Here is a 14474-nt window from a genome sequence, read left to right on the forward strand (position 1 = left end):
AATTTGAGGGCAAATTATACAGAAAAACACTACTCTTGAGTAGTGACAGTTTATTGACATTGACAAAAAAATTTCCCAATAGACTGTATTTCGTTTTGTAAAGATAGGTATCTCGATTAGAATAGCGCCAATTTGCGAAATTGCGGCGTATTCACTCCCATGTCGAATCAACCACCACAAGAGCATCTTGACCTCGTTTATGGACTAGATGACCGACCAAAACCCTTCGTGGCTTTTCTAGCAGCTTTTCAACATTTGCTTGCAATTATTGTCCCAATTGTTACGCCAGGGCTGCTCATTTGCTTAGCTTTAGGCGTTTCTCGTACCGAAACCAACATGATTTTATCCATGTCTTTGGTCATTTCAGGAATTGCAACTTTTCTACAATGTAAAAAAGTTGGTCCTTTTGGTGCAGGTTTACTCATTGTCCAAGGAACAAGCTTTAACTTTATTGGCCCAATTATTGGTATTGGCAGTGCAATGGTTGCTGCAGGTACTCCAGTCAATCAGGTTATGGCGGCTATTTTCGGTGTGGTGATTGCCGGTTCATTTATTGAAATGGGCGTTTCACAAATCCTTCCATGGGTAAAAAGACTAATCACTCCCCTAGTGACTGGTATTGTTGTACTGCTTATTGGCTTAACGCTTATTAAAGAAGGCCTCATTAGCATGGGTGGTGGCTATCAAGCCATACAAAACCATACTTTTGCAAGTTCTGATAACCTTATAATGTCTTGTACAGTTCTTGCCATTATTATTATTTTAAACCGTATCCGAGTGGTATGGATTAAAAGCTCAGCTATCTTAATTGCGTTGGTTATTGGCTACATTCTTGCTGGGTTTATGGGTTACCTAGATTTCTCTGGTCTAAAAGACGCACCAGTCGTTCAAATTCCGACCCCAATGCATTTTGGTTTAAGCTTCTCATGGGGTTTATTTATTCCAATGGCATTTATTTATCTGGTGACTTCATTAGAAGCAATTGGTGATGTCACAGCAACAAGTAAACTTTCGAACCAACCTGTTGATGGTCCTAAATGGATGCAACGTATTAAAGGTGGCGTGTTAGTAAATGGTGCAAACTCTTTACTGGCTGGATTATTCAACACTTTCCCTAGTTCTGTATTCGCTCAAAATAATGGCGTTATTCAACTCACTGGTGTGGCGAGTCGTTACGTAGGGATCTGGATTGCTGCTTTACTCATTTTATTAGGGCTATTCCCTGCTGTAGCTGGTGTAATACAAGCCGTTCCACAGGCAGTATTAGGTGGAGCAGTTATGGTGATGTTCGGTGCAGTGGCTGCCTCAGGCATTAATATCCTTTCATCCATTCACTTAGATCGCCGCGCCCTTTTAATTATCGCAATTTCACTTGCATTAGGTTTAGGCGTTGCTCAGGTTCCACAAATTTTGGAACATCTTCCAGAATTATTTAAAAATATTTTTAGTTCTGGTGTAGCAACAGGCGGTATTACAGCATTAATTTTGAATGTTGTACTTCCTGAAACACACAGATAATCAGTTTTTAATTTCGATTACTGCCCAGTTTTCACTGGGCATTCTTCTTCATGAGAGATGCACATGGATCCTAGAAGTGAAGTAGTATTAAGACAACAAGACTACTTAAAAGGTAGACTCTTGTTAATTAATGCACCGAATGATGCCTTAGTCAGTCAATTACCTACGAATATTGATGCATCAGTCTGGACATGGAATTATTCAGACTATCAAGGCTTTATTAATACAGGCACAACAGCACATTTCTCAGTTGAGTTTCCATCACAAGAATTTGATCAAGCCGTCATTTTCGTCCCAAAATCCAAAGAACTCTTAAACTATATCTTGCATGTAGTCATGAGCCATCTCAAAGCTGACCAATCAGTTTTTTTAGTAGGTGAAAAAAAAGGTGGGGTTGAAAGAGCGGCTAAACAATTACAAAGCTTTGGCAAAATACTTAAACTCGATAGCGCCCGACATTGTCAGCTATGGCATTTAAAAATCGAGAAAACTGAAAAGATTAAACCCCTTGAGAGTTGGTTAAAAACTTATACTGTTCAAGCAAATGAGCAAGAACTAACAATTTGCGCATTACCTGGCGTTTTTAGTCAAAATCATCTAGATGTCGGAACTGCTGTTTTACTCCCTTATCTTAATCAAGTGAAATCAGGTAGAATTGCCGACTTCGGGTGTGGTGCTGGAATTATCAGTTGCTATTTGGCAAAAATAGATTCAAGTAATATTATTCATGCCCTAGATATTGATGCTTTCGCTTTACGGTCAACGGAAATGACTTTTAGTCGAAATGGAATAGGTTCAGAACAGTTGAGATTGCAACCTGTTACAGGAATTGCAGACGCTCCAACAGAACTTGATGCCATTGTCAGTAACCCTCCCTTTCATCAAGGTATTCATACCAACTACGATGCAAGCGAAGGACTCTGCCAGAACGCTAAAAAACATTTAAAGGCATCAGGTGAGCTATGGATTGTAGCAAACCGCTTTTTAAACTATCCGATCTTAATTGAGAAGCACTTTGGTCAGTGTGAGATTAAAACTGATCTTCAAGGCTTTAAGGTGTTATATGCCTGTGCATAACAAACTATGTAAGGAATCTCCATGAGCGAAACACATGCTCCTGAAAAACTCCAGCGAAAGCTTGGGGCTCGTCATCTGAATATGATCGCCATTGGTGGTTCCATTGGTACAGGTCTCTTCCTTGCTTCTGGATCAACCATTGCAAATGCAGGTCCCGGTGGGGCTCTACTCGCCTATTCTCTCATTGGTATTATGATTTACTTCTTAATGACCAGTTTAGGTGAGCTTGCGACTCATACACCAACATCTGGTGCATTTTTCACCTATGGCAGTCGCTATGTTGAAGATGGCTTTGGTTTCGCTCTAGGCTGGAACTATTGGTACAACTGGGCAATTACGGTTGCATTTGAACTTGTTGCTGTACAGTTTATTATGAAGTTCTGGTTTCCAGATATTCCCGGATTTTACTGGAGTGCGCTTTTCCTCGTCATTATTTTCATGATTAATGCGATGAGTGTAAAAGGTTTCGGTGAAAGTGAATTCTGGTTCTCGATGGTTAAGGTTATTGCTATTATTGCCTTCATTATCATTGGTATTGCCATGATTATTAAGGTGATGTTGACACCAGGAGTAGCCACTTTCGGTAACTGGACCTATAAAGATGCACCTTTTGTAGGCGGTTTGCAGGCTATGATTGGGGTTGCCATGATTGCTGGGTTCTCATTTCAGGGAACCGAGATGGTTGGTGTTGCCGCAGGTGAATCAAAAGATCCGAAAAAAACCATTCCACTGGCAATTAAACAGATTTTCTGGCGAATTTTATTATTCTATATCTTGTGTATTTTCATTATCGGTACACTCATTGCCTATGATGATCCAAACTTATTACAAGCTGCTACCACAGAGAATGTTGCGCTTTCCCCTTTTACATTACTGTATGAAAAAGTAGGTTTTGCTTTTGCTGCAAGCTTAATGAATGCGGTTATTTTGACAGCTATTTTGTCGGCAGGTAACTCGGGCATGTATTCGTCTACCCGTATGTTATTTGATATGGCCCAGCAAGGCCGAGCACCAAAATGGTTTGCAAAACTCGATAATCGTGGTGTTCCAATGAATGCGCTATATGCAACTACATTCATTGCTGCATTCTGCTTTTTAACGACTTTTATTGGTGAAAAACAAGTTTTTAACTGGCTACTCAATATGTCAGGCATGTGTGGATTTATTGTCTGGCTAGGTATTGCGATTTCTCATTATCGTTTCCGTAAAGGTTATATTGCTCAAGGTTATAAACTTGAAGATCTTGCATATCGCGCTAAGTTTTTCCCATTTGCACCTTGGTTTGCCTTTATCCTTTGTTCAATCATTATCTTAGGACAAAACTATCAAGCTGTTTTGGGCGGAAAAATTGACTGGATGGGCTTACTTTCTACTTATATTAGCTTGCCTTTATTCTTAGTCATCTGGCTTGGATATAAATGGAAATATAAAACTAAATTAATTGCTTACGACAAAATGGATGTAAAACCAGAGCAAGATTAATAATAGTTTTAAGTAATCAATTAAAACCAACTAAAGGTCAAGAACTTGATCTTTAGTTAAAAACAGGTAAAATGCCGTTCAGATTTTCAACGGCACTTTTTAAAAAGGAGGACATCATGCCAACACTACAAGGTAAAACACAGTAACGATTTGGCACGATGTCAGCTCACGGGCAAGTGTACAAATTTAATTCACTTGTCCGAATGCTCGAATTTAAGACCTAGCATTCGCTAGGTTTTTTTATGCCTATTCGGACAGAAAAATAAGAGAAAAATTATGGGCATACAAAAAATATTAAACGAAGAGGCACACTATGGTGTCCCCGTTAAAATTTTCACTCAAGATATAGATAGTGAAAGTATTGAACAACTCAAGAAAATGGCTCAACTGCAATTTATCTATTCACATATTGCTGTTATGCCAGATGTTCACGTAGGAAAAGGCGCAACTGTAGGAAGTGTTATCCCAACTAAACATGCCATTATTCCTGCTGCAGTCGGTGTAGATATTGGCTGTGGAATGAATGCAATTCGTTTGAGTCTAAAGGCTTCGCAATTACCTGATAACTTAAGTCGTTTGCGAGATGCCATTGAACGTAAAGTACCTGTTGGCTTTGATTTACATAAACAGATTAAAGCTAAAGCGTCGACTATTATTCCCCTCGAAAAGCGTTTGCAACCGATCATCAAGAAGCATCCTGGCCTAGTTCGCATGCTTCGCCAATTTGATGCGACTTGGCAGAAACAGTTAGGCACATTAGGAGGTGGTAATCATTTTATAGAGTTATGCATTGATGAAAATCAAGATATATGGATTATGCTCCATTCTGGTAGCCGAGGTCTTGGTAATGTCATTGGTACTTATTTTATAGAGCTCGCCAAGAAAGAAGCACAGCATCGCTTTGGACATGTACCAGATAAAGACTTAAGTTATTTTGCTGAAGGCTCAAATAGTTTTAATGATTATGTCGAAGCGGTGGAATGGGCACAAGAATATGCTTTTGAAAATCGCAAGGAAATGATGCGATTAATCTTAGAAGCAATTCGTCCTCTTCTCCCCTCGTTTCAAATGACAAAAGAAGCGATCAATTGCCATCATAACTATGTGAGTCGAGAAACGCATTTTGGTGAAAACCTTTTCGTTACCCGAAAAGGAGCAATTAGAGCAGGTTTAGATGAGTTAGGAATTATTCCTGGCTCTATGGGAGCACGCTCTTATATTGTAAAAGGCAAAGCAAATCCTGAGTCTTTCTGTTCTTGTTCTCATGGCGCTGGACGAAAAATGAGTCGCAGCAAAGCAAAGGTTCTTTTTAATCAACAAGATTTAATTGAGCAAACTCAAGGTATTGAATGTCGTAAAGACATCGGTGTGGTCGATGAAATCCCAAGTGCTTATAAAGATATTGATGAGGTGATGGCGAATCAATCTGATCTCATTGAAGTTATTCATACACTTAAACAAGTTTTATGTATTAAAGGTTAAAACATGAAAATTAAAGAAATGCCAAAGATTAAGGTCCGCAATCACGTAGCCCTGTCACCTTTACTTCAAAAAGGTGGTATGCATGAGACAGAAAAACCTCGTGCCCAGCATCGCCGAGATAGGCAAGATACTAAACAGCAATTAAAAAAAGGTGTTTGGTAAAATTATCGATCAACAATTAACTGAATAAATACCATCATGGAGATATAGAAATGAAAAACACTTTAAAAATTGTAATAAAAAAAGCGACTCTAACGAGTCGCTTTTTTACTGTTCAGAAACTCAAATTATTGAGCTTGTTGACCAGGTTGAACTACTACAGTACGGCTACCAGTGATTGTCGCGAATACACGACGGTTCATAGCACGACCTTCTTTAGTTTTGTTGTCAGCAATCGGTTGATCCCAAGCGAAACCTTGAGTAGACAAACGAGAAGCGTCAACATTGTATTCGTTTACAAGAGCTGATTTAACAGAGTTAGCACGAGCTAAAGATAAACGTTCGTTCAACTTACGTGGACCAGTGTTATCTGTGTGACCTTCGATACGTGCAGTAGCGTTAGGGTATTCAGATAATTTTTCAGCAACTTTAGCGATTTCTGGCTTGTATTGGTCTTTGATGTTTGACTTGTTAGTATCAAAGAACACACGAAGTTCCATGTTAAGGTCTTCAGTTAACTCTTGTGGTTGTGGAGCAACTGGAGTTGGTTCAACTGGAGCAACTTCTACTACAGGAGCAGCAGGCTTCAAGTGACCACCAAGAACTACGTTTAAACCAGCAAGAGCTGTATAACGCCAGTATTTTTCGTCAAAGTCATAAGTACCACGAGCTTCTGTACGAAGAGACAAAGCATCGTTTAAGCGATAGAATGCACCGATACCTGCGTTACCGATAGTATCTTTTTTGTCTGCATAAATGCCATCAAATTCAGTTTTAGTTTGACCAGCACCTAATAATACGTACGGCTTAAATTTGCTGTCGTAGTTCTTAGTGATCAAATCTGAAGTTGCGTAGAAGTTACCAGCAATAGTTTTTTGCTTATATTCAGCACCAGCTACGCCAGTACCATCAAGATCACCTTTAACTTGGTTATATTCAGCTTCAAAACCTAACCAAGGAGTTAACTCAACACCTAGTGCAGCACCAACGAATAAATCATCTTTTAATTCAGCATGACTTGTTAATTTATCGTTGTTATGATCGGTGTCTTGCCAAGTATAACCAACCAATAGTGGAGTAACAGTTACGCCAGCATTAGCAGCAGCTAATGGAGCAGCAACCAGCATAGTAGCAAGTGCAATACGACTCAATTTCATGGATATCCTCCAGAGATAACAATTGTTGTTCAAGCTCAGCCTAAATTTATTGGCCCCTGAGATATTTTTACCCCAGTATTATTTTTAAGCTATTCACATTTGAATCATACAAACACTTGATAAACTTTCCAAGTGCTTGATAATTTTAATCAAGTAAATTATTGACAAAATTACTTACAATTTCCGTTGTAATTCGGTAATTTTTTACTCAACTAGCAAATATGAACAACTTCGTTGTTTCGCTTCCGGTGATTTTACCAGTATTATTGCCAACTGATAACCCTTATTTAATTTTGTGTTTCCTTATTATAAAAAATAATATAAATCATTGTCAGAAAACATAAAATTGCTCTATTTATACATATATTAAGGTTTCTTAATGTTTAAATCTCCTGGTTTTACTATGGTTGAGCTTTCTATAACCCTCGTAATTCTTATGATTATGTCAGTTATAGCCATTCCTTTATACCATCAAATTATGGCATCTGTAGAGTCAAAAAACACTCCGCGCATACTCACAATTCATATACAAAAAGCCAAATATGACGCAATTATCAGACATAAGAACATCGTTATATGTCCAAGTTCTGATCAATTGGCCTGTAATACCAACTGGAATAACAATTTAATTAGCTTTGTTGATAACAATCGTAATCTCCAACATGATGTAAATGAAGAATTATTATCCTCTATAGATCTTAACCATCATTATGGTTCTATGAAGTTACAACGTTTTGGAAAAAAACAAAATAGTATTGTTTTTCAAGGAAGCTCAGGTCTTCCAATCGAGTCTAATGGTAGTTTTATATACTGTTCTTATGATCAATTTAAAAATTTTAAATTAATCCTTAGCAAAATGGGACATATACGCTTAGAAGGACTAAAAAATTGTTAGAACTCTGCAGTCTAAATGCAGAACCTAATCCTGTCCCTATTTTGCAATATACTGCTTAAGTTTTAAAATTTTCTTAATTTGAGATAAAGAACAATCGGAGATTACAACAATGACTGACATCGTAATTGTTAATGGTGCTCGTACGGCTATGGGTGGTTTTCAAGGATCATTATCTGGTCTAACTGCTCCCGAATTAGGTGCGGCAACAATTAAAGAAGCAATCGTACGAGCAGGTTTGCAGCCTACTGATGTCGAAGAAGTCATTATGGGTTGTGTTCTTCCTGCTGGCTTAAAACAAGGCCCTGCTCGCCAAGCAATGCGCAAAGCTGGTTTACCTGATTCAACAGGCGCTGTGACAATTAATAAGCTATGTGGTTCGGGCATGAAAGCCGTGATGCAAGCAGCTGATATGATTAAAGCAGGCAGCGCCGAAATTGTAGTGGCTGGCGGTATGGAGTCTATGACAAATGCTCCGTATGTTTTACCAAAAGCACGTGCAGGTTATCGTATGGGTCATGGTGAAATTAAAGACCATATGTTCTTTGATGGTTTAGAAGATGCTGAAACAGGTCGTTTAATGGGTTCATTTGCCCAAGATATGGCAAATACACGCGGTTATACACGTGAGCAAATGGATGACTTTGCAATTCGTTCTTTGAAACGCGCTCAAACTGCGATTACTGAAGGCTATTTTAAAGACGAAATTGTTCCCGTTACTGTGTCTACCCGTAAAGGTGATGTCGTTGTTGACCAAGATGAACAGCCTTTAAATGCAAAAATTGACAAGATTCCTTCACTCAAACCAGCTTTTGCAAAAGACGGTACCATTACCGCAGCTAATGCAAGTTCTATCTCGGATGGTGCATCTGCACTGGTGTTAACTTCGAGTGAAGTGGCTACCCAACGTGGCTTACAACCGCTTGCTAAAATTATTGCAACAGCTTCAAACTCTCAGCATCCCTCAGAATTTACAATTGCTCCAGTAGGTGCTATCGAAAAAGTTCTTAAAAAAGCGGGATGGAATGCTCAGGACGTAGACCTTTGGGAAATTAATGAAGCATTTGCGATGGTTACTATGTGTCCAATTGATGACTTCAAACTTGATGCCGAAAAAGTCAACATCAATGGCGGTGCTTGTGCGCTAGGCCATCCTGTAGGTTCTACGGGCTCTCGTATTATTCTTACGCTGATTCATGCACTAAAACGTACGGGTGGTAAAAAAGGTATTGCTGCTCTTTGTATTGGTGGTGGTGAGGCAACAGCTGTTGCAGTTGAACTTATTTAATTAAAAATAAATATTAAGAATCCCACTTCGGTGGGATTTTTTAATGGAAAATTTACAAAAAAAGACCCACAAAATCACTTTTAAGTTTTAACTTATTCCTTTAAACGAAAACAACAATGGACAATAACAATGCAACTCAATCACTATCTGAATTTCCAAGGTCAAGCAGAGCAAGCCTTTAACTTTTATAAATCGGTCTTTGGCGGAGAGTTCGCCATGCTGAGCCGCTATGGTGATATGCCATCGCAAGAAGGAGTGACGTTATCGGAAGCCAATAAAAATTTGGTCCTGCATGTTTCTCTACCTATTAACGAATACACTGTGCTGATGGCATCTGATACCAATGATCAGTTCTGTGCTCCCAATAGTGTATTTACTCAAGGCAATAATCACTATATCGCGATTAACCTTGAAAAGGATGAACAAGAAAAGGCTAAACAGCTTTTTGATGCTTTATCTGTAAATGGCCAAATTGAAATGCCTCTAGAAAAGACTTTCTGGGGGGCATTGTATGGCGCTTTTACTGACCAGTTCGGCATAAAGTGGATGGTTAATTGCCAATTAGACACTTAATCTCCACCATAAAAAATCCCGCAATGTGCGGGATTTTTTATGTCAGCATATATTAAGCGCCAGTTTGATAGCATGCTTGTGGTACAGCTGTTGAAGCTTGATATGGATGAGTAAAGTCTTGCAAACCAGCTGCCGCTTCTTGTACATCTTTACCTTCTTTCACGACAAAGCTGTCAAAACCAGAACGTTTTAGGTAGTTTAAAACATCCTTAAACACATCACCTGTTGCACGAAGTTCACCTTTGAAACCTTGGCGACGCAATAATGCAGCGAATGAATAACCACGCCCATCACCAAAACCTGCAAACTCAATGAAAATTGCATCAAGTTCATTTAATGGAAATGTATGATCTTCAGGTGAATCATTCACAGTCACATACAAAGCTTTTTTGCCTTGAATGCTAGTTAATTGATCTAGTTGAGCTGTTGTTACAACTACATCACCTTGAGGAATAGCACCATCTTCCGCAATGATTTGATACGTATTGTCTGTAATCGTGCCATCTTTATAAAGCACTGGTAGAGCTGTATTAAGCATATGCACGCTCCTTAAATGGTTGAATTCCTACACGACGATATGTGTCAACAAAACGCTCACCTTCCATACGTAAATCAAGATAAGTATTTAACACTTCTTCAATAACGTCTGGAACAGCATCCGCTGCAAATGATGGGCCTAAGATGTCACCGATTGATGCATCATGATCTGAATTACCACCTAATGTAATTTGGTAGAATTCAGCACCTTTTTTGTCTACACCTAAAATACCAATGTTACCTACATGGTGGTGACCACAGGCATTCATACAACCAGAAATATTTAGATCTAAATGTCCAAGATCATAAACTTTATCTAAGTCATCGAAACGGCGAGTAATTGCTTCGGCAATCGGAATTGATTTTGCATTTGCAAGTGAACAGAAATCACCACCTGGGCAACTAATAATATCGGTAATAAAACCAATATGAGCACGTGCCATATTTTGTTGTTCAAGCGCTTGCCAGACATCAAACAAATCTTTTTGAGGTACATCTGCTAAAGCAATGTTTTGTTCGTGAGTCGTGCGAAGTTCACCGAACGTATATTTATCAGCAAGATCTGCAATGAAGTTCATTTCTTCAGTGGTCATATCACCCGGTGCAATACCTGCACGTTTTAGAGAAATCGTAACAATACGATAGCCCTTTACTTTATGCGCATGCGTGTTGATATTGAACCATTGCTTGAATTTTGGATGCTCAGCAAATAAAGCCGTAAAGTCTTCATCAGCTAAATCTTGATATTCAAACGGTGTGAACTCTTCATCCAGTTTTTTCAAGATTTCTGGCTGAATTTTCAATGCTTCACGTGTATGTTCAAACTCAGCTTCAACTTTCTGTGCAAATACTTCAGGCGTTAATGCTTTAACCAAGATTTTGATACGTGCTTTGTATTTGTTATCACGACGGCCATGTAAGTTATAAACACGTAGAACCGCTTCTAAATAAGCAATTAAATCTTCACGTGGTAAAAACTCACGAATAACGCTACCAATGATTGGGGTACGGCCTAAACCACCACCCGCCATAATTTTATAGCCGATCTCGCCCGCATCATTACGTACGATATAAACACCAATATCATGGAATGCAGTTGCTGCGCGGTCTTTTTCTTCAAGTGCAGAAACAGCAATTTTGAACTTACGTGGCAAGAATGCAAATTCAGGGTGGAAGGTACTCCACTGACGAATCAACTCACATGTTGGACGTGGGTCTGCAATTTCACCAGCGACTACACCTGCATATTGGTCAGTTGTTGTGTTACGAATACAGTTACCACTGGTTTGAATGGCATGCATTTGTACAGTTGCAAGTTCTGCCAAAATGTCTGGCACATCTTCAAGTGCTGGCCAGTTTAACTGGATGTTTTGACGTGTAGATACGTGCGCATAACCACGGTCATACTGTGTTGAAACTTCAGCAACTTTACGTAATTGTTTAGAATTCATTAAACCATACGGCACAGCAATACGCAGCATAGGCGCATAACGTTGCACATATAAACCATTTTGCAAACGTAATGGACGATATTCATCTTCAGAAAGTTTGCCAGCTAAATAGCGTTCAGTCTGATCACGGAACTGAGCAACTCGTTCATTAACCAGCTGCTGGTCGAAATCGGTATATAAATACATGGCGTATGGCTAGTAGATTCATTATTAAGGCGGATAGCATAGCGAGCTTTTATTCATCAATAAAATGCTTTTTTTGCATATTTAATAACGGTTTTATTGATAAGCTCATATAGATCGACATAAAAAAGCCCAGATAAATCTGGGCTTTCTTTATAGCAAACGTTTATTTGTTATCTGGTAATGCGTAAGCCACTAAATAGTCGCCCATTTTTGTACCAAATGAACCATGACCACCAGCCATGATTACAACATATTGCTTACCGTTGATTTCATAAGTCATTGGTGTTGCTTGTCCACCTGCTGGTAAACGCGCTTCCCAAAGTTTTTTACCATTTGTGACGTTAAACGCACGGATGTAATTATCTTGAGTTGCACCAACAAACATAACATTACCTGCAGTAGAGATTGAACCACCTAAACCAGGTACACCAATTTTCACAGCTGGTAATTGGAACAGTTTTGGTAAACTATCACGGATAGTACCAATACGTTTTTTCCATACTACTTCATGTGTTTTCAAATCTACGCCAGCAACATAACCCCAAGCTGGTTGTTTACAAGGTAAACCAAGTGGAGATAAGAATGCGCTGATTTCCACACCATAAGGTACGCCATACATTGGCTGAATACCTTGCTCAGTTCCTGCACCTTTTGCAGTTTCTGCGCGGTTCGGATCTTCAGGAATTAGACGGCTTACAAATGGCAGACCAATCGGGTTCATCACAGCAACCTGACGGTCAGGGTTAACCGACATACCGCCCCATTCAAACACACCTAAGTTACCAGGGAAAACTAGAGTACCGTTTTCTGATGGTGGTGTATAAATACCATCGTAATTTAGACGTTTGAAAGATACACGACACATGAGCTGATCAAGCATTGTGGCACCCCACATATCTTTATCAGTCAATTTATCTTGTGGCGCCAAGTTCAAATCAGAGAATGGCTGAGTTTTTGAATAATGCTCGCCTTTGGTTTGTGGTCCGCGCTTAACTGTTTGTGGAACTGGTTTTTCAGTTACAGGAACAATTGGCTGGCCATTACGACGATCAAGAACAAAGGCATTACCTGTTTTAGTCAATACATAGATTGCGGGAACAGTTTTACCTGCTTTGTCTTTAATATCGGCCAAAGATGGTTGAGACGGTACGTCCATATCCCACAAATCGTGATGAGTGGTCTGGAAGTTCCATATCAATTTACCAGTTGAAGCATTAATCGCTAACATTGAGTTCGCATAACGTTCTTTCAACTCAGTACGGTCACCACCCCAGATATCCGGAGTACCTACACCTGTTGGAACATAAACAATATCAAGTTTGGCATCGTATGCTAAAGGTGCCCAAGCATTTGGCGAGTTATGAACAAATGTCGTACCTTCGCCTGGCATTGCATTTGGATCTGCTGCACCCGTATCGAATGCCCAAAGAAGCTTACCAGTGTTAACATCGTATCCACGAATTACACCAGATGGCTCTTTACTTGAATAGTTGTCTGTTACAGAACCGGCAATTACGACAGTTGAACCTGTCACAACACCAGGAGATGTTGGGTTATAACCACCTGGGTAAGCATATGGCATGAATTTTTGTAAATTCACTTCACCATTTTCACCAAAGTCAGTACATGCTTTACCAGTGTCAGCATTCACAGCAACTAAACGTCCGTCATTAACTGGTACAAATACCTTACGTGGACATTGAGTTGAAGTTGATTTTTTAGTTTGTAAACTTGTCGCAAATTCAGTTGTGTTATTTGCGTCGTAGTACATTACACCACGGCAAGTTAAATGCTGGAACGTTTTATCCGTTTTTAACTTCGGATCAAAACGCCATTTTTCTTTACCTGTTGCTGGATCAATCGCAATTAACTGTTGGTGAGCCGTACAGATAAACATGTTATTACCAATTTTAATTGGCGTAACCTGATTGGTTGTTTCACCCGAATCATTATCTGTTTTGAAATCACCAGTACGAAGTGTCCAAGCCACTTTTAGGTCTTTTACGTTCTGGTCATTAATCTGTTTCAATGGAGAATAACGCTCACCCGCTTGAGTACGACCATAAGCTGGCCAGTCACTCTCTGCTACACCTGGAACAGCTTGAGCAGTTTCAGGTTGAGGCGTTTTAATTTCACCATTGATTTCTTGCGGATCGTTGAAAATAGAATAAACCATCAACACGATTGCAATAGCTAAAGTTGAAGATAAGGCAACTTTACTTGATCCAAGGTTGTTGATTCCACGAGTTACAGCCGGAACCAATAACCATAAACCAAGAATACCTAAAATATCTAAACGTGGTGCAAGCGCCCAAAAGTCTGTTCCAACTTCCCAGACACTCCAGATAATGGTACCTAGCATTAATGCAGCATAAATCCACAAAGCTGTAGAAGCACGCTTGTAGAGTTGCCATGTAACAATAAGGAGTAAGACTCCAGCTACAATGTAGTAAATTGAACCGCCTAATGTAGCGAGCCAAATACCTCCAATTAACAGGAATAACGCCAATAACCCAATAATGATTACGGTAAAAGTCGTTAAACCTGATCTTGAAGAAGGTTGATTCATAAACCACCTCTTATCAATCATCGTTTTTATCGGAAAGATGTGCCAAAAATCTTATAGAAAAATGGCATCACCAATACATCTAAAACAAAATTCAGGCATAAAG

Annotated in this window: 12 protein-coding genes; 8 read left to right on the top strand and 4 right to left on the bottom strand. The window is 39.2% G+C overall.

Going from position 1 to position 14474, the window contains the following annotated elements; translation table 11 throughout:
• Positions 1–159: 159 nt before the first annotated feature.
• The 5 genes from ABLB96_RS17805 (at position 160) to ABLB96_RS17825 (ending at position 5721) form a co-directional block, all read left to right on the top strand.
• Positions 160–1518, top strand: a complete 1359-nt coding sequence (locus ABLB96_RS17805) for a uracil-xanthine permease family protein (protein WP_348896138.1) — start codon at positions 160–162, stop codon at positions 1516–1518.
• Between the two features lie 63 nt (positions 1519–1581).
• Positions 1582–2595: a methyltransferase gene (locus ABLB96_RS17810; protein WP_348896139.1), complete on the top strand. Its 1014-nt coding sequence runs from the start codon at positions 1582–1584 to the stop codon at positions 2593–2595.
• A gap of 21 nt (positions 2596–2616) precedes the next feature.
• Entirely contained in the window at positions 2617–4077 is a 1461-nt protein-coding gene (locus ABLB96_RS17815; RefSeq protein ID WP_348896140.1) for an amino acid permease, read from the top strand.
• Positions 4078–4353: 276 nt separating this feature from the next.
• On the top strand, positions 4354–5559 hold the full coding sequence (locus ABLB96_RS17820) for an RtcB family protein (protein ID WP_348896141.1): 1206 nt from the start codon (positions 4354–4356) through the stop codon (positions 5557–5559).
• A gap of 3 nt (positions 5560–5562) precedes the next feature.
• The gene (locus ABLB96_RS17825) at positions 5563–5721 is read left to right on the top strand and encodes a hypothetical protein (RefSeq protein WP_004705737.1); all 159 of its coding nucleotides are present in this window, start codon (positions 5563–5565) and stop codon (positions 5719–5721) included.
• 125 nt (positions 5722–5846) lie between these two features.
• Here the strand turns inward: ABLB96_RS17825 and omp38 are convergent, their stop codons facing one another.
• On the bottom strand, positions 5847–6875 hold the full coding sequence (gene omp38 / locus ABLB96_RS17830) for an outer membrane protein Omp38 (protein WP_348896142.1): 1029 nt from the start codon (positions 6873–6875) through the stop codon (positions 5847–5849).
• Positions 6876–7254: 379 nt separating this feature from the next.
• Between omp38 and ABLB96_RS17835 the strand changes: the two genes are divergently transcribed.
• From ABLB96_RS17835 to ABLB96_RS17845, 3 genes are all read left to right on the top strand, one after another.
• Positions 7255–7770, top strand: a complete 516-nt coding sequence (locus ABLB96_RS17835; RefSeq protein ID WP_348896143.1) for a GspH/FimT family pseudopilin — start codon at positions 7255–7257, stop codon at positions 7768–7770.
• A 109-nt stretch (positions 7771–7879) separates the two neighbouring features.
• Positions 7880–9055 (top strand): acetyl-CoA C-acyltransferase, encoded by a 1176-nt coding sequence (locus tag ABLB96_RS17840; protein ID WP_348896144.1) that lies wholly within the window; start codon positions 7880–7882, stop codon positions 9053–9055.
• A 129-nt stretch (positions 9056–9184) separates the two neighbouring features.
• Positions 9185–9628: a VOC family protein gene (locus tag ABLB96_RS17845; protein ID WP_199967502.1), complete on the top strand. Its 444-nt coding sequence runs from the start codon at positions 9185–9187 to the stop codon at positions 9626–9628.
• 52 nt (positions 9629–9680) lie between these two features.
• On the opposite strand, the gene ABLB96_RS17850 is transcribed toward ABLB96_RS17845, so the two are convergent.
• The 3 genes from ABLB96_RS17850 to ABLB96_RS17860 form a co-directional block, all read right to left on the bottom strand.
• Complete coding sequence (locus tag ABLB96_RS17850) at positions 9681–10166, bottom strand: DUF934 domain-containing protein (RefSeq protein ID WP_348896145.1); 486 nt, start codon at positions 10164–10166, stop codon at positions 9681–9683.
• Positions 10159–11802, bottom strand: a complete 1644-nt coding sequence (locus tag ABLB96_RS17855; protein WP_348896146.1) for a nitrite/sulfite reductase — start codon at positions 11800–11802, stop codon at positions 10159–10161. The genes ABLB96_RS17850 and ABLB96_RS17855 overlap by 8 nt, the downstream gene beginning before the upstream one ends.
• Positions 11803–11965: 163 nt before the next feature.
• Positions 11966–14371 (bottom strand): glucose/quinate/shikimate family membrane-bound PQQ-dependent dehydrogenase, encoded by a 2406-nt coding sequence (locus tag ABLB96_RS17860; RefSeq protein WP_348896147.1) that lies wholly within the window; start codon positions 14369–14371, stop codon positions 11966–11968.
• Between the last annotated feature and the right edge of the window lie 103 nt (positions 14372–14474).

The organism is Acinetobacter sp. XH1741 (assembly GCF_041021895.1).
In the GTDB taxonomy this organism is placed as follows: Bacteria; Pseudomonadota; Gammaproteobacteria; order Pseudomonadales; family Moraxellaceae; genus Acinetobacter.